General features: G+C 40.5%; 22 protein-coding genes and 3 pseudogenes. 16 read left to right on the forward strand and 9 right to left on the reverse strand.

The annotated features are described in order from the left end of the window. Positions 1-39: 39 nt before the first annotated feature. Positions 40-798, reverse strand: a complete 759-nt coding sequence (locus QNH10_RS09405; RefSeq protein ID WP_430541102.1) for an NRDE family protein — start codon at positions 796-798, stop codon at positions 40-42. A gap of 197 nt (positions 799-995) precedes the next feature. Here QNH10_RS09405 and QNH10_RS09410 point away from each other — a divergent pair. The 4 genes and pseudogenes from QNH10_RS09410 (at position 996) to QNH10_RS09425 (ending at position 4,023) form a co-directional block, all read left to right on the forward strand. Continuing rightward, positions 996-1,896: pseudogene (locus QNH10_RS09410) on the forward strand (DMT family transporter). Positions 1,897-2,070: 174 nt separating this feature from the next. Continuing rightward, positions 2,071-2,415: a GntR family transcriptional regulator gene (locus tag QNH10_RS09415; protein WP_283734389.1), complete on the forward strand. Its 345-nt coding sequence runs from the start codon at positions 2,071-2,073 to the stop codon at positions 2,413-2,415. A 19-nt stretch (positions 2,416-2,434) separates the two neighbouring features. Beyond that, positions 2,435-3,310, forward strand: coding sequence for an ATP-binding cassette domain-containing protein (locus tag QNH10_RS09420; RefSeq protein WP_283734390.1), 876 nt, complete (start codon positions 2,435-2,437; stop codon positions 3,308-3,310). Beyond that, positions 3,307-4,023, forward strand: coding sequence for a hypothetical protein (locus QNH10_RS09425; RefSeq protein ID WP_283734391.1), 717 nt, complete (start codon positions 3,307-3,309; stop codon positions 4,021-4,023). Before QNH10_RS09420 ends, QNH10_RS09425 begins: the two co-directional genes overlap by 4 nt. A 178-nt stretch (positions 4,024-4,201) precedes the next feature. On the opposite strand, the pseudogene QNH10_RS09430 reads toward QNH10_RS09425, so the two are convergent. Then, positions 4,202-4,609, reverse strand: a pseudogene (locus QNH10_RS09430) (ferritin-like domain-containing protein). Between the two features lie 209 nt (positions 4,610-4,818). On the opposite strand from QNH10_RS09430, the gene hpaB reads away from it, so the two are divergent. The 5 genes and pseudogenes from hpaB (at position 4,819) to QNH10_RS09455 (ending at position 9,639) form a co-directional block, all read left to right on the forward strand. Next, entirely contained in the window at positions 4,819-6,270 is a 1,452-nt protein-coding gene (gene hpaB / locus QNH10_RS09435) for a 4-hydroxyphenylacetate 3-monooxygenase, oxygenase component (RefSeq protein WP_283734392.1), read from the forward strand. Positions 6,271-6,432: 162 nt separating this feature from the next. Next, positions 6,433-7,731: an NCS2 family permease gene (locus QNH10_RS09440; protein WP_283734393.1), complete on the forward strand. Its 1,299-nt coding sequence runs from the start codon at positions 6,433-6,435 to the stop codon at positions 7,729-7,731. Positions 7,732-7,898: 167 nt separating this feature from the next. After that, a complete protein-coding gene (locus tag QNH10_RS09445) occupies positions 7,899-8,279 on the forward strand; it encodes a hotdog family protein (protein ID WP_283734394.1) in 381 nt (126 codons plus the stop codon). 76 nt (positions 8,280-8,355) lie between these two features. Then, complete coding sequence (locus QNH10_RS09450) at positions 8,356-8,640, forward strand: DUF3219 family protein (protein WP_283734395.1); 285 nt, start codon at positions 8,356-8,358, stop codon at positions 8,638-8,640. A 19-nt stretch (positions 8,641-8,659) separates the two neighbouring features. Then, positions 8,660-9,639 (forward strand): annotated as a pseudogene (locus QNH10_RS09455) (LLM class flavin-dependent oxidoreductase). Between the two features lie 288 nt (positions 9,640-9,927). On the opposite strand, the gene QNH10_RS09460 reads toward QNH10_RS09455, so the two are convergent. After that, complete coding sequence (locus QNH10_RS09460) at positions 9,928-10,143, reverse strand: hypothetical protein (RefSeq protein WP_283734396.1); 216 nt, start codon at positions 10,141-10,143, stop codon at positions 9,928-9,930. A 261-nt stretch (positions 10,144-10,404) separates the two neighbouring features. Here QNH10_RS09460 and QNH10_RS09465 point away from each other — a divergent pair, with 261 nt between their 5' ends. Genes QNH10_RS09465 through QNH10_RS09475 form a run of 3 tightly spaced genes read left to right on the forward strand, consistent with a single transcriptional unit; the run spans position 10,405 to position 12,550 of the window. After that, the gene (locus QNH10_RS09465) at positions 10,405-11,661 is read left to right on the forward strand and encodes a GNAT family N-acetyltransferase (protein ID WP_283734397.1); all 1,257 of its coding nucleotides are present in this window, start codon (positions 10,405-10,407) and stop codon (positions 11,659-11,661) included. Positions 11,662-11,684: 23 nt separating this feature from the next. Continuing rightward, a complete protein-coding gene (locus tag QNH10_RS09470) occupies positions 11,685-11,978 on the forward strand; it encodes a hypothetical protein (protein ID WP_283734398.1) in 294 nt (97 codons plus the stop codon). Beyond that, a complete protein-coding gene (locus QNH10_RS09475; protein ID WP_283734399.1) occupies positions 11,978-12,550 on the forward strand; it encodes a GNAT family N-acetyltransferase in 573 nt (190 codons plus the stop codon). Before QNH10_RS09470 ends, QNH10_RS09475 begins: the two co-directional genes overlap by 1 nt. A 68-nt stretch (positions 12,551-12,618) precedes the next feature. On the opposite strand, the gene QNH10_RS09480 is transcribed toward QNH10_RS09475, so the two are convergent. The 3 genes from QNH10_RS09480 to QNH10_RS09490 form a co-directional block, all read right to left on the reverse strand. Next, positions 12,619-13,518, reverse strand: a complete 900-nt coding sequence (locus QNH10_RS09480) for a TIGR01777 family oxidoreductase (RefSeq protein ID WP_283734400.1) — start codon at positions 13,516-13,518, stop codon at positions 12,619-12,621. 335 nt (positions 13,519-13,853) lie between these two features. Next, positions 13,854-14,495 carry a hypothetical protein gene (locus QNH10_RS09485; RefSeq protein WP_283734401.1) on the reverse strand — a complete coding sequence of 214 codons (642 nt, stop codon included), beginning with the start codon at positions 14,493-14,495 and terminating at the stop codon, positions 13,854-13,856. A gap of 13 nt (positions 14,496-14,508) precedes the next feature. After that, entirely contained in the window at positions 14,509-14,796 is a 288-nt protein-coding gene (locus tag QNH10_RS09490; RefSeq protein ID WP_283734402.1) for a hypothetical protein, read from the reverse strand. 160 nt (positions 14,797-14,956) lie between these two features. Between QNH10_RS09490 and QNH10_RS09495 the strand changes: the two genes are divergently transcribed. Further along, positions 14,957-15,772 carry a ZIP family metal transporter gene (locus QNH10_RS09495; RefSeq protein ID WP_283734605.1) on the forward strand — a complete coding sequence of 272 codons (816 nt, stop codon included), beginning with the start codon at positions 14,957-14,959 and terminating at the stop codon, positions 15,770-15,772. A 50-nt stretch (positions 15,773-15,822) separates the two neighbouring features. Here the strand turns inward: QNH10_RS09495 and QNH10_RS09500 are convergent, their stop codons facing one another. Next, positions 15,823-16,599 carry a hypothetical protein gene (locus QNH10_RS09500; protein WP_283734403.1) on the reverse strand — a complete coding sequence of 259 codons (777 nt, stop codon included), beginning with the start codon at positions 16,597-16,599 and terminating at the stop codon, positions 15,823-15,825. Positions 16,600-16,835: 236 nt separating this feature from the next. Between QNH10_RS09500 and QNH10_RS09505 the strand changes: the two genes are divergently transcribed. From QNH10_RS09505 to hutH, 3 genes are all read left to right on the forward strand, one after another. Then, on the forward strand, positions 16,836-17,288 hold the full coding sequence (locus QNH10_RS09505) for a sigma-70 family RNA polymerase sigma factor (RefSeq protein ID WP_283734404.1): 453 nt from the start codon (positions 16,836-16,838) through the stop codon (positions 17,286-17,288). Further along, the gene (locus QNH10_RS09510) at positions 17,245-18,570 is read left to right on the forward strand and encodes a DUF4179 domain-containing protein (protein ID WP_283734405.1); all 1,326 of its coding nucleotides are present in this window, start codon (positions 17,245-17,247) and stop codon (positions 18,568-18,570) included. The genes QNH10_RS09505 and QNH10_RS09510 overlap by 44 nt, the downstream gene beginning before the upstream one ends. A gap of 289 nt (positions 18,571-18,859) precedes the next feature. Next, complete coding sequence (gene hutH, locus QNH10_RS09515) at positions 18,860-20,338, forward strand: histidine ammonia-lyase (RefSeq protein WP_283734406.1); 1,479 nt, start codon at positions 18,860-18,862, stop codon at positions 20,336-20,338. A gap of 79 nt (positions 20,339-20,417) precedes the next feature. Here hutH and QNH10_RS21125 read toward each other — a convergent pair whose 3' ends face one another. Further along, positions 20,418-20,636, reverse strand: coding sequence for a PAS domain-containing protein (locus QNH10_RS21125; protein ID WP_430541103.1), 219 nt, complete (start codon positions 20,634-20,636; stop codon positions 20,418-20,420). After that, positions 20,597-21,331, reverse strand: a complete 735-nt coding sequence (locus QNH10_RS09520; RefSeq protein WP_283734407.1) for a hemerythrin domain-containing protein — start codon at positions 21,329-21,331, stop codon at positions 20,597-20,599. The genes QNH10_RS21125 and QNH10_RS09520 overlap by 40 nt, the downstream gene beginning before the upstream one ends. Positions 21,332-21,352 lie beyond the last annotated feature (21 nt).

Raw genomic sequence — 21,352 nt, forward strand, 5'->3', positions numbered from 1 at the left:
ATTCTTTCTCGCAAGGGTCCATTCTTTCCCTGCAAAGGTCTATTTAAAACTTGAACGTACGGTCTTCCACGAATTCTCCTTCTCGATACGTCCGTTCGACGAAAGTGATGTTATTTTCATGATCAATGAGCAGGACTGTTGAGGAGCGAGTGCCATACCCTTCGGATTTGATGAATAGGGAGATAGCACCCGTTCCAGTTGTTCACCGACCCCCGTATTTGGAAGTTGCTCTTCCGGAAACGGCTCGGCATCTTGCAGTAAATCAAACAGTTCATTAGGTTGAATTACACGATTTTGTTCAACAAGCTTCCGTAGATTCGCTTTCCCTTTTACGACTTTCGGCCATGGCGTGTCGAGAAAATGATTGCACAACCCATGTGTCCCAGGTGATATCTTCTTCACATCATTTTCGATATTCGAGTAATAAAACAACTCATCCGCAGTACCGGCAATCACGTTGAAACCCGCATACTCCGAACGCTTCTGTTGTAAAGATTTCAGAAACTCAGCGGCTGTTATATCGGATTCGAGAAAATCAGTCACGATTTCACCGCGAGACCGAACGTCCTTCTTCTGTTCAGAAGGATCTCTATAATTGGTCAGTGCAGCAAATCGTCCATATTTAGTAATGCCGAGCCATGTTCCTTTTTGCGATAAGTCCCTGCCCGCCAATAAATCAGGCTTATCCACCCAAAAATGCGCCGGTGCAGTCGGTCGCTCGTAAAACTCGTCCCGGTTCGCAGCCACGACCAAGTGGTAGATCGGATGATCATGGACATGGAAATTAATCAAACACATGACAACATCACTTCTCCTTTCTAAAAGTATACATTGTTATTGAGGTTTCGGACTAGAAATTAAAGAAATTGAGTATCTTCTCGTTAACGGTGAGCGACCGATAATTTGAGTGCGGGACTTCAGACGGCCTAAAGTGTTATACTCGATTTAAGAACTTTACCAATTTTCAGCAATGAGGGACGAAGGAGACTGCCCTTATGAATAAGTGGCTTTTTGGATTTTTTGTCATCTTAACAACATCTTTAATGGGCTCAGCCTTTACAATCGGAAAGATCGGATTGATATATGCTACACCAATCATGTTGGTTGCACTACGGTTCCTTATAGCAGGGGTCATTATGGCGGTTATTGTGAAATCTTTAAGAATCGTTCATCCTAAGCAGTTGTCGGATTGGATAAAAATAGCGCTGATCGGTTTCTTTCAAACAGCATGTGTCATGGGATGTATTTTCGTCAGTTTGCGAACAATCACAGCGGGGCAATCATCTATATTAACATTTACGAACCCACTTTTGGTTGTCATATTTGGAACGTTTTTCATGAAAATGACGTATAATTGGCGGCAATGGACCGGTGTTATTTTGGGTTTTGTAGGCGTATTCATTACTTTAGGCGCGCAAATGGACGTTCAAATAGGAACTCTTTTTGGTATACTGTCAGCCATTTCATGGGCTATTGGCACGCTGCTGATTAAAAAGTGGGGGCCTCAAATCAATACGTGGATTTTAACGGCTTATCAAATGTTGATTGGTGGTCTGATTCTGTTCGTCGGAAGTTTTCTATTGGAGAAGCCTTCGTTTCAAATTAACGCCATATCGATCACTATTCTTTTATGGCTGGCATTAATGGCTTCCATTGTACAATTTGCAGTGTGGTTTTACCTTCTCCAAAAAGGCGACCCTGGCAAAACAAGTGCATTCTTGTTTTTTAGCCCCATTTTTCGGCGTTCTTACAGGGTCGTTATTTTTGGATGAAACGATGAAGTGGAACGTATTACTTGGCGGTGTATGTATATTCATCGGCATCTTCATGGTGAATTGGACGGCTAAGGTAAGGGGGGTTATAGATGGGCAAGGAGAGGGATTGGAGAAATTTTAGAAGGCTTTCGTTATGGTTATGAGTCGAAGATATGTGGAGAAAGAAAAATGGCCCTGTGAATTCAATCGAATTCACAGGGCTATTTTTGTGTATCTTTACAACAAGATTGACATATAATATACTTGTATAGTCGAGTATACAAGTAACCATGCCGATGAATCTGGAGGTGAAACGTTGAAGCCATCATTAGATGAAAATCAACCACTTTTTCTACAAATTGCACAAATTATATTAAATGAAATCGTGGAAGGTCATATAAAAGAAGGAGAACAATTGCCCTCTGAAAATGAATTATCCAGCTTTTACACTATTAATCGTGCAACCGTGAGAAAAGGGCTTCAAACTTTAGTGGATGATGCTTTTATTTATAAACAAAGAGGTATCGGTATGTTTGTAAGTGAAGGAGCTTATCAGAAAATAGTAGAGGAACGCCAGAAACAATTTCGACAGAATTATATAACCCCTTTGTTAGAGGAAGGGGCTCGCTTGGGGATGGATGTCCAAAAATCATCCAATTAATTGAAAAGGAGGCACAATCATGATAGAAGTCAATCAAGTTCATTTCAGATATCATACAACCGACGTATTGCATGACTTTTCTTTGATAGAGCATGAGAAAGTCATCGTTGGACTTTGGGGGCGGAACGGTTCTGGGAAAACAACCCTCATGAAGTTGTTAGCCGGCCATTTAAAACCAAATCAGGGTGAGATCAATATACAAGGATTTACCCCTTATAACGATGATCGAACAAATAATCATCTATGTTATATGCAAGAAGATCATCCATTCAGTAAGATGTGGAAAGTAAAAGATGCATTACGTTTTGGTAATTATTACAATCCGAATTTTGATATGGATTTTGCGAAAAAGCTGTTATCCATTTTTAATTTGAATGAAAAGAAACATGTGTCTGGGCTATCTAAAGGTATGAAATCGGCGCTGCAATTCATCATCGGTATGGCCAGCAATGCAGATATCACGATACTTGACGAACCTACAAACGGGTTAGATATTGCGATGCAAAAGAAATTTAACAAAGTATTATTGGATAGTTATGAAGAGAATCCAAGGCTTATTTTATTATCCTCACATAATATCGAAGAAATTCAAACGCTATGTGAAGCGCTGGTCGTGATTCATGATGGCAACGTTCTCTTCCATGAACCAATGGAAACGATGCGGGAAAAAGGCATATGGTTAAGCGGGGAGAAGGATGCTTTTTCAACGATTATCCAGTCGCATACTGTGTTGGAGCAACAAGTAATAGGTACGAAAATGAAAGTCATGCTTGATGAGCCGTTTACGAGTGAATGGAAGCATTTTGCAATGGCCAATGGTCTAACGATTGAACCAGCCTCCCTGCATGATTATTTAGTAAATCGAACAGAAAAACGAATTGAGGTGGCCCAATGAACATAAACAGCGGGACATTCAGGATTGTTTATGAAGATGCACGATTTGCCTTCGCACAGCTGCTGATTTTGTATATTACAATCCCTATATTATTAGTCTGGTTAACCGTTGGATATTTCTTTAACTTAGGTGAAGAGGTGATCGCTGCTATCTCAGGACCAACCTATTTTTTCATTATGCTGTTTGCCGTGAATAGCTTCAAAACCATTTTCCCTGTCGCAATCGGAATGGGAAGTACAAGGACCAATTTGCTGAAAACGTTTTATGCAATAGGGTTGGCAAGTGTCCTTGTTGTCACCTTTATTTTAAATGTCTTTCAATGGATTCTCTTAACATTTTATGAGAGATGGAATGTAGCGGCTCACATCCTGCATCCAGGAACCTTTTTACATCGGGAGTATACTTTTCTATCCTATTTTTTAATGGATTTCATGGTAGGAATTTTTCTTTTCTCCTTCGCTTTTCTGTTTTATGCAATCTATCATCGACTCGGTTTGAAAAGAAGTGTCATTTGGATGACTGTATTGATAATCGTCAGTACGCTTTTGCAATACAGCGGACTGATCAACTTTTCATTTTGGAAATGGGTAGTTGCCCAGGATCTGAGTGACTCAGCGATATTCTTTTTTGTGGTTACGATTAGTCTGATTGCATTGTTAATCACATATCCGATTATGCGAAATGCGCCGTTAGCGGTTAGGTCTAAAAAGTAATAATAGAAGAGAAATATAAAGAGACAAAAAAATGAAAGTCGACTAAACAACAGTTGTCGACTTTCATTTTTTATTTATTTCGGACTATCAAAAATCAAAAGAGGACTCCTTGCATGCTTTTTCCATTAAAGAATTAAGAAAAAAGCTAGTCGACATGAAATTCGGCTAGCTATCGGTATTACAGGTTATTCAGAAAGTATAAAAACCAAACCGCATGATTTTGTTGATCGGCTGAGGCATGTGTAAAAGCGTCTAACAATTGGGTTATCGGTACTTCTCGCGACTTCGTGATAGAAGTCAACGGTTTCTTGTTCATCTTTGAATGCAGCAGAACTCCGCTTTTGAAATCGGAAGGACATTGTCTTGTCATTTTGGGAGAAGGTTGCTTACCTGTTAACGAAATATAAAGATACCAAAAGGTTGTGTAGTGTCTAATTTCATCATTTCTGATTTCAAGAATGCGTTTTTTCATCTCGTCATTTGGAGCTTGGTTCGCTAATAACTCATAGCAGGCAATTGCAGTGTACTCACCATCGATCGCTTTTAATATTTCATTTAAGACTTCTGTACTCGTAGAAGTCTGCATGGAACTTTGATTCACTCTTTTTTCACCTCCACTCTTAGTCTATGGGCAACCCTCCTATTTTGGACCTTGTCTAATTGAAGAAAAGGTCATTGAACTTCTCATGGTTGGCCATTCGTCAAAGAAGGAATATTAGCATGCTCACTTCACATACAGTAATTCTATGATCGAACACTTCTTATTACATATCGATTAACATTGGGGAGTGAAACATGGGCGCTATTAATGGAAATGACTATATTACCCGATTAAATCTGCTAAATAATGAAATTTGGTATGACGGTGAAAAAATTGAGGGGCCGCTCTCTGAATATCCTGCCTTTAAGGGACTTATTCAGTCGAAAGCGGCTCTTTATGACTTGCAGCATGACCCGGAAATAAAAGATGAAATGACATTCATCTCTCCAGTTTCAGGAGAAATGATTGGTCTTTCCTATTTGCAGCCGAAAACAAAAGAGGACTTAATTAGAAGAAGAAAAATGACTGAACATTGGGCTAAGTATTCAATGGGTACCATGGGAAGAAGTCCAGATTATTTGAACACAGTTTTGACGAGCTTTGCTTCTTCAGTACCCTTTTTAAAAAATAAGGAAAATTGTTTTCCAAATAATCTACAAGCTTTTTATGAATTTGCCAGGGAAAATGACTTGTCGTTTACACATACATTTATTTCGCCGCAAGTGAACCGTTCTCAAATTTACATTGAAAATACCGATGAGCCAATCGCTGCAAAAATTGTTGCTACAAATGAAGAAGGAATTTTCGTTAAAGGCGCCCGCCTTCTAGCTACGCAAGGGGGGCTAACAGATGAAGTTTTAGTATTTAGTGTAGGTAAATTTCTATTTAATGAAGATGAAGCTTTTGCTTTTTCTATCCCCTCTAACACGAAAGGAATAAAGTTTATTTGTCGGGATACATTCATCGGAGGCCAATCTTCTTTTGATCATCCATTAAGCTCGCGGTTTGAAGAAATGGATTCTATCGTTGTCTTTGACAATGTATTGGTACCTTGGAGCAGGGTATTTTATTACAACAATGCGGAGGTAGCCGAAGAATTCCCTATTCAAAGCTCGTTCCATCCTTTTGCTAAGCACCAAGTGTTGACTAGACAAATTGTAAAAACAGAGTTCATCTTAGGGATTGCTGAACTTCTTATCGAAACGATTAATATTAGCGGATATCAACATATCCAAGAAAAGATGTCGGAAATCATCATTGGTTTAGAAACGATGAAAGCCTTATTGGAGAAAGCGGAGAATAACGCGGAATTAGATGAATGGGGGTTTATGAGGCCAGAAATTTTCCCGCTTCAAGTTGCTGGTAACATCTTTCCTAAAATCTACCCTCGTTTTACTGAAATTATCCAGCTGCTTGGAGCGAGTGGAATGATTGCATTGCCAACCGAAAAATCATTTCATTCTAGTATTAGAAAGGACCTAAATTCTTATCTTAAAGGGGCAACGAAGACAGCGGAGGAACGAGTACAAATATTTCGTTTAGCTTGGGATCTGACAATGAGTTCATTTGGAACAAGGCAAACCCAATATGAGAGATACTTTTTTGGCGACCCGATTCGATTAGCAAGCGACTTATATAAGAAGTATCCAAGAGATGAATTTGTAAAGGTAGTTAGTGATTTCTTACATCTAAAAAGAGAAGGGTAACAGAACTCCAAAGTTGGAGTTAATAAAAAATAGACTGTAGGCAAACATTTTATGTTTGCTACAGTCTTTTTACCTTTTCAAATAAAACACTTGCCAAATCCTTCAAAAACGAATAATATATGAATGTAATTAAATAATGTTCGTCTTTGGGGGAGTTTCTCTGTGTTTAAATTACAAGAAAACAATACAACTGTAAAAACGGAAGTCCTTGCAGGCTTCACGACCTTTTTTACGATGGTCTATATAGTGATTGTCAACCCAATCATATTAAAAGACGCTGGTGTCCCATTCGATCAGGTGTTCACTGCGACAATTATCGCAACTGTCATCGGGACTTTATGGATGGCACTTGCTGCTAACTATCCGATTGCGATTGCGCCGGGAATGGGCATGAATGCGTATTTTGCGTATTCTGTCGTCGGAACGAATGGACTTACATATCAAACAGCGTTCTCAGCAGTTTTCGTGGCGGGTCTCATTTTTGTTATTTTATCGTTGACTCCTTTTAGGAAAGTATTGATAGAAGCCATTCCTGAGAACTTAAAGCATGGTATTACCGCTGGGATTGGCTTGTTTATCGCCTTTATAGGAATGAGACAAGCTGGAATGATCGTAGCTCATCCATCCAATCTTGTTGCGTTAGGCGATCTTCATTCACCAACTGTGCTTTTTGCTTTGCTTGGACTTACTGTAACGCTTATTCTGATGGCATTGAGGGTGCACGGGGCATTGTTCCTTGGAATGATCATTACGGCAGTGGTCGCCTTTTTCACAGGACATCTTTCGTTCGACCAAGGGTTCGTTCAAATGCCGTCACTTCCGGAAGGGCTCATTATTTCCAATCCATTCACTGCCTTCACGGATGTATGGCAACATATGCTGTTCCCGGTCGTCTTTTCATTCCTAATGGTGACGATTTTTGATACGACTGGAACGATGATCGGTGTTGCACAGCAAGCAGGGTTAATGAAGAATAATAAAATGCCGAGAGCTCGACAAGCACTCCTTGCAGACTCTGTGGCAGCTACTGCTGGTTCTATGTTCGGAACGACTCCTACAAGCGCTTATATTGAATCTTCAGCAGGTGTTGCTGCAGGAGGGCGAACTGGGCTCACTACGGTGACTGTCGCGATTCTTTTCATCGTTGCAGCGTTTTTCGGACCACTTGTTAGTGCGGTTTCAGGTTTATCATCAATTACCGCACCTGCATTGATTATCGTAGGTAGTTTAATGATGGGGGCCATTGCGAGGATTAAATGGGATGAAATCGATGAAGCTTTCCCTGCATTTTTGATCATTTTAAGCATGCCGCTTACGTCAAGTATTGCAACAGGGATTGCGTTAGGATTCATCTCTTATCCGATCTTGAAGGTTGTAACAGGGAAATGGCGTGTCGTCCATCCTCTGGTATATGTGTTCGCAGTTCTATTCTTTTATCAATTGGCATTTCTGCCGCATTAAATATGAAAAGAGCAACCCGAAATACCTTTTGAAGGTAAGCGGGTTGCTCTTTTTGAGTTATGGCAATTGTGACAACTTGCGTTATAATTATTACAATCATCGGACCTTTGGAATTTATTGTTTGAGTTCTTTTCGAGGAACGACGGCCTTGAATAGGGGGGAGATATATGTCATTAAAAATAGGGGATATCATCACGTTTGAACGTACTTTTACAGTGAGGGATGTTGAATTATTCACGGAAGTTTCCTGTGATGAAGGGGAACATCACATTACCCCGGATGAACAAGGAAGACTTGTAATCCAAGGGCTACTTACAGCAACGTTACCGACGAAAATTGGTGGAGATGCAAACGTGTTAGCCCGGACGATGAATTTTGAGTTTTTAAGACCTGTATTTACAGGTGATACAATCAAGTGTGAAGTGGAAATCGAGGAATACGAATGGCAGGAAAATAAAAACCGAACGTCTATAAGTACGTTCTTTATATGCACAAACCAGGAAGGGATAGAAGTATTAAAAGGGAGTTTTTCAGGGGTAATTCTTTGAATGGTACCGTGAAATTAAATGAATCAATCGAAATTCATAGAGTGGGCGCGTTTATGGATTAAAGGAGTTTGATGAAGTGGTTCAGGAAATTCGACTAAATGATACGATAATCAAAATTTCACATTTTGAAAAGAAAAAGAAAGAAAATAAAATCTGGATTTCAGTAACTTTTAATGTGACAAATGAAGAGTATCATGATATTACAACACTCCTTTATAAAGGAACATTTGATGTTAAGGTGCCAGAGAAACAGATTGAATTCCGTGGAACGATCCAACAATATTCAACATCCATAACAAATTTATATGAAAAAGGAAATGTTGGTGAATATAAACTAACATTAAAAGAAGTGGAGAACTAAAAAAGGAGAGGTTCATATTATGAAATTAAGCATTTTAGATCAATCTCCTATATCGACAAATCAAACTGCCCAAGAGGCACTTCAAGAATCCATGAATTTAGCACGGCTCGGGGATACACTCGGATATTCACGTTATTGGATTGCTGAACATCATGCATTGCCGGGACTTGCGTGTTCCGTACCGGAAGTGATGTTAGGGTATATAGGTGCAAATACAAAACGTATACGAATTGGCTCCGGAGCTGTGTTATTGCCCTATTATAAACCGTATAAAGTAGCAGAAACGTATAACTTGTTATCCATCCTCTTTCCAAATCGGATTGATGTGGGGATCGGAGGGCACCGGGCGGCCCGGCTGAAGCATCAAATGCATTATCCGACAATTATTTACAACATGTTTATAAAATGCCTGATTTAGTAAAGGAATTAATTAAATACGTAGATAATGAAGACGCCATATTACAGGCTTCTCCATTGCCGGAAATTAGTCCTGAACTTTGGATGTTAGGGACCAGTAAAAAAAGTGCAAGTTTTGCAGCGGAAAATGGTTTAGCCTATTGCTTCGGACAATTTATGAGCGATGATAACGGTGAAGAAATCATTCAACACTATCGTGATTCATTTCAACCTAGAAAAAATGGCCAGAAACCTTATGTCATTATGACCTTAACAGTAATTTGCGCAGAAACTACACAAGAAGCAGAAGACATTGCTTTAAGCTCTATTGTTTGGGGCCTGCAAAGAGAGAATGGCGAAGGGAAACAAGGTGTTCCTTCTATCGAAAAAGCAAAAGAATTTCAATTAAACATGGGTGATCAGGAGTCAATTGAAAGAGCGAAAAGTAAAATGATTATCGGGAATCCGGAAAAAGTGAAAAGCAAACTTATGGAGATCAAATCCCGTGTGCTTGCAGATGAAATCATGATCGTTACCATTACTTATTCTCCGAAAGATAAGCATAAATCATATCAATTGATTGCTGAACAGTGCATTGAATGAAAATAGAAATGTAAATCCCGATGTAGCAATGACTTCATAGCTGCATCGGGTATTTTTATACAATTTGTAAAGGTGCCTGTGTAATACACAATAGAGAAAATTCAACGAAAATGCATAAGGAAGAAATGGAAATCCCGAAATGACAATAACGCTATAGTTACATCGGGTATTTTTATGCATTTCTTCGAATTGTCATAAATGTGTCATGCACAGATACCTTTACAAACGGACTCCCATTTAGGAAGTCCGTTGCACATACCATGATCCACGGTTAAAGGATGACTTTACTTAATATTTATCTCTGGTTTTGGGGCCATCTTTATTGTCATCGACGTTACCTTCCCTCGCCTTGTTGTCCGGCGCTTTGTCAGAATCAGAAACAGCAGCAGTACCAAATGGATCAAGAGCAGTAGCCATAGTATCCCCAGTAAATGCACCTACACCTGTTCCTGCTGCCTTGCCAGTATCGTTATCGTTAGGTTTGCGTTTGTTAAAATCAGTCACTTAATTTCACTCCCTCGTTTTTTTATGGTGAAGTGCTATGTTCTAAGTAGCACTGGTCCCGTAATATATTTTGTTCAATAGGGACAAATTTATGAGGAGTGATTAATAAGCATCTGTATTTCTTCCCCCGGCGTTATTCCGGTGTTATTCAACAATTTGACCAGATTTGCTAAAACGTGTTTCTTCAACTAACCCGACTCTTTAGCTAAAGCTGTTTACTCGCACAATTCTAAGATTTATAATTTTAGAAGGGGGATGTATGTGATTCGTTTATTAACTAAAAGTGATTTAGAACAAGCGGCTTCTCTCGTGGCAATGGCTTATCCAGGGATGCAACTATCGGGTGAGGAAGCTCAGAAAGCATTTATTGAGCGTCTTACTATCGAAATTGAATCTCAAAATAACTTGAAATTCTACGGGTTATTTAATGAACAAAATGAGTTGTTAGGGTTATACAAACTTCATAAACTTAATGGGAATGTTAACGGAGAAATTGTTCGTATTTGGGGAATTGGCATGGTAGCGGTTCATTTTTTCCATAAGAAAGAAGGTATAGCGAAACAGTTGTTGCAACATTTTCACGAGCTTGCAAGGCAAGAAAATGTCGGGATTGTATCGTTATACCCTTTTAATACTTCTTTTTATCAAAAGATGGGATACGGATATGGACCAACTCGCTACCAATATAAATTGAAGCCTGCAAGTTTCCCAAACAGTGGTGATCGAAAAAAAGTGGTCATGTTGTCTGCGGCCGAAGAAGAAAAGATTGTTGCTGTCTACAATGAATTTGTATCTATGCATCATGGAATGATGGAGCGGACTTGGCATGAACGAAACGTAATTAAGAAAAAAGTTTCCCATTATGCAGGAGTGTATGAAGGGGATGCATTAGTTGGTGCACTTGCATATACGTTGCAACCTGTGAAAGATAGTCATTTTCTTCACCATGATATGAATATCCTTGAATGGGTATGGACGAAGCCAAGTGCTTTCGTCGATATGTGTACTTGGATTCATTCACAACAGGATCAAGTGGATCGTGTGTATGTTCGGACGCATGATGAATCACTTATCTATCATTTTGATGATCCTCGAAACGATAGCAATCGTTTGATTCCAAGTGTGTATCATGAAATCGGAACTGTTGGTACGGGAATCATGTATAGAATTAGCTCAATCGAGTCATTTGTACAACAAACTAACTTTAATTCATTGAATCGACCTGAAAGCCCTGTAACCATTTCCATATTTCTCAAGGATTCGTTTATTCAGGAGCAAAACGGTAGGTACCAGTTAACATTCAGTGAAGATACTTGGAGCATTGAAAAATCCTTCGATTCTATTGAAGACGTTGACTTGAGCATTGCTGTTTCAGATTTAAGTTCCTGGTGGATGGGCTGTGTCAGCATGGAGCAGTTAGTCCAATATGGAAAAGTGGAAGTGAATAATTGGCCGGCAAAACAGTTGGATCGGTGGTTTATGCCTACTACAAAGCCGGTATGTTTAACTTCGTTTTGAAAATAAAAAAATCTGGGGAAGCCATGAACATCTCGTATAAATTGATTTCTTCGTTAAGCTTTGAAAAAGCGCATGACCTGTTTAATCGTGGGTTTGAAGGATATATAATGCCAATGAATTTATCTTTGGATACATTCGTAGGCCGTTTTGGTAATGATGGCTTATCTCCGGCGTTATCCGTCGTTGCATATGACGGAGCGGACCCAATCGGCTTCGTGCTTCAAGGAATAAGAGAAGTGGATGGTCAAAAGATTTCCTGGAATGGTGGAACGGGCATTATCCCGGAATACAGGGGAGGGGGCTTGGTTACCCCTTAATGGAGGAAGCGGAAAAACGTCTAAACGAATGTGATGTTTCTATAGCGACTTTAGAAGCGCTTTCTGAAAATAAGCCAGCCATTTCTTTGTATGAAAAGTGTGGCTACAAAATAGAGGATGAATTGCTCTTTTTACGTTCAAACGGTGTTGTAAACAGCCAGTTACCAAGCCTTGACGGTTATGAAATGATAAGAATTCCATCGGCTCAAGCTATTGGCTCAGATTTATTTCCTGGCATTGTCCCTTGGCAAACCGATGTCAGTGGCACACCGAAAATAGGTGGGGAAGCTGTATTGATTACAAAGAATGGAGCTGTGCAGGCTGCTTGTTTGATCCGTAAGAAATCTGTGTTTGGGAATGAAGCGGAAGGCATTACGTTGTTTCAGGTAAAGGAAAATGGGAATGAAGATGCTTTCAACAAACTTCTTGCTCACGCATTGGAATATGATCAACCGATTACCCGTACAACTTACAACTTCCTAAAAGGGGATGGCCGTGTAGTTTCATTTTTGGTTTCAAACGGTTTCGAAAACACGCCAGTATCGCAGGTTTTTATGACGAAGACTTTCTGATTTTTGGTGGTTTCTTTCAGTATGAAAAGAAGAAGGGGGCGTTCCCCCTTCACAGGTACTTTACAATTTTACGTCAATAAATCCCTCAAAGCTGACTCTAACTTTGGAAATTCAAAATCAAATCCCTTTTCAAGTAACACTTTCGGCAATACTTTTTGACCTTCAAGGACCAATTTGCTCTTTTGTCCCAATGCCATTCTCATAGCGATTGATGGTGCGGGAATCCAATGTGGCCGGCCTAATACGCTGCCAATCGTTTTGCCGAATTCTTTCATTCTTAGAGGGAAGGGGGCTGTGACATTTACGGGACCTCGCAACCGTTCACTTCTAACCGCGAACAAAATCGCGCGGACCACATCAACGACATGTATCCATGAAACCCACTGTTTTCCCGATCCAACCGTCCCGCCCGCAAATAGTTTATACGGCAATGCCATGAGAGGCAGTGCGCCGCCGTCATTTCCTAACACGACTCCGAATCTCATGAAGACCGTGCGTATCCCGAATTCCTCTGCGCGCTTCGCCTTTTTCTCCCAATCATGAACTGTTCTGCCTAAAAAGTCATCAGGCATGTCAGTCGAATCTTCCGTATACACATTATTGAGAGATACAGGGTAAATGCCAATTGCACTGGCGTTTATAAATACGGATGGTTTCTGAGGCATTTCGGAAATGATCCTCAGCAGCTCATATGTCGCGACCATCCTGCTGTCATAGATCTGCTTTTGATGTTTCTCCGTCCATCTTCCGTCATTTATCGAAACGCCAGCCAAGTTAATGAACACATCGGCATTTCCAATTTCCTTTTCAGGACTTGTATTGTCTTCAAGCCAAACTACATATGACAAATTGTTTGATGAGGGTCTTACTTTCCTCGTTAGAACAATCACTTCATGGCCTTCCTGTAGAAATAAGTCTATTAATTTATTCCCAATAAAACCGGTGCCACCCGCAATAACGATTTTCAACGTTTCACCTCCCATATAGCAAACTCGCATTTATTTTGTATATTCAGTCTACCATTAATGCATGCCTGACTCCCGACAAATATAGAGAATTCCCTCATATTCTACCGAATGTATACATGCTGATGTTAAGGTACCGATGTTAAGGTACCTGTGCCAAACACAATCAAGAAAATTCACTGAAAGTGTATAAAAAAGAAATGGAAAGACTGATTTTATGCCGTTTGCATGTCAACTTTAAGTATTTTTATACATTATATAGAATTGTCATAAATGTGTCGTGCACAGGTACCTTTACAAACAAAAAGGAAGCCAATCAAATTGGCTCCCTAACGGTATTATAATGTAGGAAATGTGATTATCATTTCTCCATCACTGTTGATAACATCAATAATTTGGTCATCAAATAGATACGGGGTGTCTTTCTCGTCTTGCGGTTTGACTTTCTCATACATGTTTTTCACTGACAAAACAGGGAATGTCACTGGTATGAAACGTCCTTTATGCAAGACCTTCATATTGCCCATTAAAAATAATTCCTTGCTGGATGCCGCAAAACTTAGATGACCTACTTCTTTCTGTAAGCTTCCTGATACCAATTTAACGTTTTGAAGCAACGAAATAATGCATAAAAGAAGATCGTTAATGACATCATGTGATAGCTTTTCTAACCCATGTTCGATGAATAAATTGTTGAAACCGTTTCGTATCTCTTTAAAAGAGAACATCGTTTCAATCTTTTTAGGCTTTCCTTTTCCAAGATTGTTAATGATCTCCTTGCAGTCCTCGAAAAACTCTTTGATATACCCCGTATTATTTTCCCTATGTACGATAAAATCTCCAAGTTCCTTCATCACTTTATTATCTTGTACATCATTTTTTACAAATAATAAAAAGCTCAAGACGTCCTTTTCGTCAAAGTGTCTTTCTGCAAATTTATTGTAATAGTAATTAAAGAGTTGTCTCTCTTTTTTATCCAAAATACTTCACTCCTTAAGGATCATTCTCTATGAAACGTTCATTTCTTAATAATACCATGGAACGTTTTGGAGAAATAATATTTGGGATGTAAATACGCGGTTTTAATTTTGTGAACTGAAACTCCGACCGTGGTGAGTTCTCCTTTTCGTCAAGAGAGTTCTCGTTCTTATGCGATAAGTTCTCATTAACGCCAAAAGAGTTCTCGTTCTCTCCCAAAGAATTCTCCTTTTCGTCAAGAGTGTTCTCAATCTCTCCCAAAGAGTTCTCCTTTTCGTCAAGAGTGTTCTCATTCTCTCCCAAAGAGTTCTCCTTACGCCAAGATAGTTCTCGTTCCCGCCCAAAAACTTCCCATTCATTCCACTGCAATATTTTATTTTTTGATTAAAATATTGCACAAGGGAAACATCACACATATAATAGCTATAATATATAGAACCTTGTAGAAATAAGGAGAATCATGATGATAGATTATTTTATAGGACTTAGTCCAATTAAACAGGCAATAATTGCCACCTTATTCACCTGGGGAATGACCGCTATCGGGGCAGCCTTGGTGTTTACAACAAAGAAAGTCAATCAAAAGTTTATGGATGGGATGTTAGGCTTTGCAGGCGGTGTCATGATCGCAGCAAGTTTTTGGTCATTGCTTTCACCTTCGATTGAAATGGCGGAAAATGGACCATTTCCATCCTGGTTTCCGGCAACAGCTGGTTTTTTATTGGGCGGCCTATTTCTATGGCTGGCGGATGCGATTATTCCGCACTTACACCCAGGCTCTTCCATGAAAGATGCAGAGGGGATAAATCCCGCAGGCAGAAGACGTAGCACGCTTCTTGTCTTTGCTATTACGCTTCATAATATTCCCGAAGGGCTTGCGGTCGGAGTTGCCTTCGGTGCAGTGGCGGCCGGAATGCCATCGGCTACAATCGCTGCGGCAATCGCATTGGCTGTCGGCATTGGAATCCAAAACCTTCCGGAAGGGACAGCAGTATCCATGCCGCTTCGCAGGGATGGTATGTCTCGCAGGAAAAGCTTTTTCTATGGACAGTTGTCAGGCGCGGTTGAGCCTTTTTCAGCTGTGATAGGCGTCTTAGCCGTTACAACGATGCAACCACTACTTCCATTTGCCCTAAGTTTTGCAGCTGGAGCGATGATCTTTGTCGTAGTCGAAGAGGTCATTCCAGGTTCTCAGGAAAACGGGAATAAAGACCTCGCTTCAATTTGCCTAATGATCGGTTTTGCAGTCATGATGATCTTAGACGTGGCATTCGGGTGAAATAAAAAGAAAAAGGAATCCTTCATTAGAAAGGATTCCTTTTTCATTCATCAAAAACAAGTAAACTGATCGATACGATTTAAGTCAATTCCAAAGAATTCCCATCTTCTTCGGCTTGGGCTCCAACGGTATCCCGCGACCGAAGTACGACCTACGAATGTTGGGTAATACCAGAAACCATTTCTTCTGGACGTCCATACATACGTATATCTAAATAGGCAGCCTCTAATTGCACCTGGGTCAACCCTTAAAAGCGATGCACTTGGGTAGGCCGGTGTATGGCCCGGCGGTGGTGAAGTTGGTGATTGCTGATGCCCTCCACCTTGCCCCGGGAATCCGCCTCCAGGGAATCCGCCTCCAGGGAATCCACCTCCAGGGAATCCACCCCCAGGGAATCCACCTCCAGGCAATCCACCTCCAGGCAATCCACCTCCAGGAAACCCGCCACCTGGAAATCCTGGCATTGGCTGAAATGCGCTGCTGTTTCCTTGACTCCACTCATTACCGTAACTCGGCATCCCCATCCCTGGCATTCCGCCCATTCCATAACTCGGCATCCCCATCTCTGGCATTCCGCCCATTCCATAACTCGGCATCCCCATCTCTGTCATTCCGCCCATTCCATAACTCGGCATCCCCATCCCTGGCATTCCGCCCATTCCATAATTGGGCATTCCCATCCCTGGCATTCCGCCCATTCCATAATTCGGCATTCCAGCTCCAGGCATCCATCCGTCCATTCCATATCCATTCATATCTTGTGCCCCTCCCGTATATCCTTCAGGTAATTTTGGGTACCATAACTCATCTTCGTGACTATTCGTCATTATTTCTCTCCTTTCACGCACTTCCCCATATCCTATGTCACAATAAAAGAAATGGGTTGGACTCTTGGGTATGAAAACTTTTTTTGTGTTTAAGGGTCTAATGTATAGAGGGCAATTGGAGGTGGGGAATTGACAGAGATAGAACTTGCTGAAAAAGCAATACATGGGGATGATGAGCGTTTTTACAATTAATCTCCATTCATAAAGAGTCGCTATATCGAACAGCGCTCGCCTACTTGAAAAATGAAGAAGATACGCTTGAAGCGGTACAAGAAGTGACATATCGTGCCTATGAAAAAATAAAAACTTTACGTATGCCTGAATATGCTAAGACATGGCTTATCCGGATCATGATGAACCATTGCCATGACGTCCTTCAAAAAAGGAAACGTTATGTGTTCGATGAAAGCATCGGCGAATTAAAAGGAATCAGCGATGACTTCACTTATATGGAAGTGGAAGAGGCGCTTAGTCATTTATCGGAAAAAGATCGGCAATTAGTGCATCTCAAATATTTGCATGACATTAAAATAAAAGACATTGCCGATATGACGTCAACTCCGGAGGGAACCGTGAAAACAAGATTATACAAGGCGGTCAAATTATTGCGTACATTTTTTGATGGGAAGGAGGGGAATCAACTTGATGGAAGAGGAAAGAAAATTGAAGAAGTGGAAAGAGGAAGTTGAGAAAAGGGAAGTCCCTGCTGATCGATTAGATCAAGCTATACAAATCGGGTTTGAAGCAGCTAAACGGAATCATACAAACAAAAAACGTGGCTTCATGAAACGTAGTATATGGTCTACAGCTATCGCCGCGGTTCTCATTCTCGCTTTTGTCACATCTATCCGAGTATCACCCGCCTTTGCAAATGCTCTGTCGTCAATCCCCGGACTGTCAGGGATCATTGAACTAATTCAAGATAATAAAGGGATTCAAATGGCAATTGAAAATGAGCATTACCAAATGATCGGAACGACCGGCGAAACAGACAGCATGAAAGTGACACTCGAAGGCATTATTACCGATGAAACGAGTTTAATCGTCTTTTCCAAAATCGAAAATAATAAAAAGTACCCTAAGAGTTATCTAAGTGGATATCGGATACTGGATAGCAATGGGAAAGAGATTCCAAATGGGCAATTCTTTAGTACGGTGTGGAATCAAAAAAATGACTTGTTAGCGACCAATACGACTGAGATAAAATTTGAGAGTCCAGTACCGACCGAAGAAATGATTTTGGAATATGAAATTACTGGGGAGTTTAACGGTGAACAGGTAATAGATACAATACAAATTCCATTCAAAGTGGAATTGAAGCCCGTTAAAAAAGAACATTATGCGGTTAACAAAACGGTTGTCGTCGATGGACAAAAAATCCACATCCACTCAATAACGATTGGACCTATAAAAACAGCTGTCGAAGTAGAATATGATGCGAAGAATACAAAGAAAATTTTCGGATTCGAAGACTTGCGCATTTTGGATGAAAAAGGTGAAGTATGGAGTGCTATCAAAAACGGATCAACGGCAAGCTGGAGTGAGGATTCCGCTGTTATTAGCTACTTCTTGCAAAGTAATTATTTCAGAGATACCGAGCATCTTTACCTCCAGTTCAACAAGCTGATGGCGATGGATAAAGACGAAGCTGAATTGATCATCGACACTGAAACAAAAGAAATTTTGAAACAACCGAATGATAAGAGATTCAGTAACTTAAAAATCCATGGCTCGCATTTGGAAATTGAACTGAAAGGCGGAAAAGGGTACTATCATGATCCGTTTTCAACTTTTTATGACGCAGAAGGCAAAGCGCTTTCTCAGATGTCCGGAACCTATCGTCCCGGCTCTGACGATGTTAATTACTTTGGACTGGAGCTTCCAGACGTGGAATTTAAAAACCCTTTGACATTTCCTTTGCACGCGTATCCTTCCTATATTAAAGGAGACGTAAAAATCAAAATCAAATAACTTATAGAGGCCTGCCAGGATGTTGTCTGGATGGCCCCTTTTTATCAGTCAGCGTCCAAAGTGAGTCCCCCTCCGTCCAAAGTTCACCGGTCCACGTCCAAAGTATGTTCTTTCGCGTCCAAAGCAACTCTTTCCGGAATATATAGTTTCACCATTTTTCAACACGTCATCACACTAAAACAACAGCACATTACCATAGAACAAATTTCGTAAAAATCGACAAACTCGTTTCCTTTTCGTGTACGATGAACATAGTAAGCGTATTTTTAGAGGCGGAAGGATGGTTGGTATGATCGAATTAACAGGAGCTTCTCTTACTCTCGAACAGATGGAAGCAATTCTATATAAAAGGGAAAAAGTGGTATTAAATACGGATGCATTGGAACGCGTGAAAAAGAGCAGGGAAGCGGTTGAAAGAATTGTAGAAAATGACAAAACTGTATACGGTATCAATACTGGTTTCGGTAAATTCAGTGATGTGAAGATTGATGAAAAGGATACGAAAGCGTTGCAGCTTCACCTTATTCGCTCTCATGCATGCGGGGTAGGGGAGCCATTTTCTGAAATAGTTTCCCGGGCAATGATCGTTTTACGTCTAAATGCGCTGTTGAAAGGATTTTCCGGAATTCGTGTCGAAGTGCTTGAGCGTTTTGCATTTATGGTAAATAATGGAATCCATTCGGTTATCCCTCAGCAAGGATCGCTTGGAGCTTCTGGGGATCTTGCCCCGCTATCTCATTTGGCCTTAGTCCTATTAGGAGAAGGGTTCGTTTGGCAAGATGGCGCACAAATTCCCGCCGAATTGGTTTGGAAGGAGTTAGGTATTAACCCAATTATCCTTGAGGCAAAAGAGGGCCTCGCATTGATTAACGGAACACAAGCGATGACTGCTCAAGGCGTAGTGAATTACTTGGAAGCGGAAAAACTCGCGTATGATAGCGAATGGATTGCCGCCATGACAATGGAAGCTTTGCACGGAATTACGGATGCCTTCCATCCTGCTATCCATGAGGCGCGCGGTTATAAGGAGCAAGTAGATGTTGCTGCCCGCGTATTGAATTGGTTAGAGGGAAGCGAACTGACGACTACTCAAGGTGAAAAACGTGTCCAGGACGCCTATTCCATCCGTTGCATCCCACAAGTTCACGGGGCAAGTTGGCAAGTATTGTCATACGTAAAAGAAAAATTAGAGATTGAAATGAATGCTGCAACGGATAATCCACTTATTTTTGAAGACGGGGACGTCGTAGTGTCCGGTGGAAACTTCCATGGACAGCCAATTGCATTCGCAATGGATTTCCTGAAAATCGGCATGGCAGAACTTGCGAATATTTCTGAACGCCGCATTGAGCGTCTCGTAAATCCACAATTAAATGAAGGATTGCCACCGTTCCTTAGCCCGCAACCAGGTTTGCAATCGGGTGCCATGATTTTACAATATTCGGCAGCAAGCCTTGTTTCGGAAAATAAAACATTGGCACATCCTGCATCCGTCGATTCAATTCCGTCTTCAGGCAACCAAGAGGATCATGTATCAATGGGAACAATCGGCTCAAGACATGCGGGGCAGATTATAAAGAATGCAAGAAACGTCCTTGCTATCGAAGCACTATGCGCAATGACTGGCTGCGTATACCGCGGGGTTGATAAAATGGCACCTAACACACGCAGGGAATTGGATGGTCTTATGGAAATTGTAGCTCCGATTAATGAAGACCGGATTTTTGGACCGGATATTGAAAAGATAGCCGATTATTTGAAAGCCTAAAAAACATCATGTCTCCCTTTCATCGAGGGCAGACATGATGTTTTTTATTACTCAAAATCAATCTCACTAAGTCCTGTTTTCACCTTGCTTGGCAATTCGAAGAAATGCTGAATATCTTGGACATATTCCAATACCCTAAAAATTCCCCTTCTTTGTTAAATATCGCTTTATAAGTAAGGTGAATGTACTGATCTTTCTTTTTGAACCACATGCTTTCAGAAGTCCGTATCCCTGTTTTTAAATCGCGGATAACTGTCATCACTTTCCGCAAGCTTTTGGGTGGATGACAATTGGCCACATGACGGCCAATCGAACTTGGGGTTGTACCAGCATCATTTCCGATGCTTCCGTCATTTCATTAAAGTATTTAAACAATCCCTGTTTATCAATAAATGTGATTTCCAATGGCAAACTGTTCAAAATAAGATTTGCTTCTTCCGGTGTTAAGTAACCTCCGCCAAATTTAAAGGTTTGACTAAAAATTGCATCACTTGCCGTCTGATTACGTAATTTTGCTTCTACAATTGACTCTTCGGATTCAGGAACCCATTTTTCTTTCGGAGCCTCAATTAACGCATAGCCGAATGCATAACTTTCGTTTTTAATATCTATCCAATCTTTTTCGCTAAATTTTTCTAGGATTGGTAATATGATTTCCTCCTCATAGAGAATCATTTCTTTGAATTCCTGTTCAAATGCATCATATTTCTTTCGAACTCGTGAAAATATCACATCGGGAAGTTGAGCAACCTGTCCTTTTAAGCCTTGATATAGGACGCGAATTTGGTCATCCCTTTCCCATACTGCTCTCGTTGGTACAACGTGTCCGTAGCGTTCTAAAATAGGGAAGAAGAGTTTTTCTTTACGATGATAATGGTTATGGAATTCTCCCAATCGAAACAGATGGTTTTTTACTTGATCTACCAATTCCGTATTCTGAAGTTGAGTTGGATCTGACTCAAACGATGTTAAAAGGTGATTGTTATGATTCAAAGCAAATTGAAATGCATTATT

It is taken from the genome of Sporosarcina thermotolerans, assembly GCF_030067815.1.
GTDB lineage: Bacteria > Bacillota > Bacilli > Bacillales_A > Planococcaceae > Sporosarcina > Sporosarcina thermotolerans.

Coding starts and splice junctions, on each gene's coding strand:
- QNH10_RS09405 (WP_430541102.1), bottom strand. CDS start 798: ATGTGTTTGATTAATTTCCATGTCCATGATCATCCGATCTACCACTTG.
- QNH10_RS09420 (WP_283734390.1), top strand. CDS start 2,435: ATGATAGAAGTCAATCAAGTTCATTTCAGATATCATACAACCGACGTA.
- QNH10_RS09425 (WP_283734391.1), top strand. CDS start 3,307: ATGAACATAAACAGCGGGACATTCAGGATTGTTTATGAAGATGCACGA.
- hpaB (WP_283734392.1), top strand. CDS start 4,819: ATGGGCGCTATTAATGGAAATGACTATATTACCCGATTAAATCTGCTA.
- QNH10_RS09445 (WP_283734394.1), top strand. CDS start 7,899: ATGTCATTAAAAATAGGGGATATCATCACGTTTGAACGTACTTTTACA.
- QNH10_RS09470 (WP_283734398.1), top strand. CDS start 11,685: ATGAACATCTCGTATAAATTGATTTCTTCGTTAAGCTTTGAAAAAGCG.
- QNH10_RS09475 (WP_283734399.1), top strand. CDS start 11,978: ATGGAGGAAGCGGAAAAACGTCTAAACGAATGTGATGTTTCTATAGCG.
- QNH10_RS09495 (WP_283734605.1), top strand. CDS start 14,957: ATGATAGATTATTTTATAGGACTTAGTCCAATTAAACAGGCAATAATT.
- QNH10_RS09500 (WP_283734403.1), bottom strand. CDS start 16,599: ATGACGAATAGTCACGAAGATGAGTTATGGTACCCAAAATTACCTGAA.
- QNH10_RS09510 (WP_283734405.1), top strand. CDS start 17,245: ATGGAAGAGGAAAGAAAATTGAAGAAGTGGAAAGAGGAAGTTGAGAAA.
- hutH (WP_283734406.1), top strand. CDS start 18,860: ATGATCGAATTAACAGGAGCTTCTCTTACTCTCGAACAGATGGAAGCA.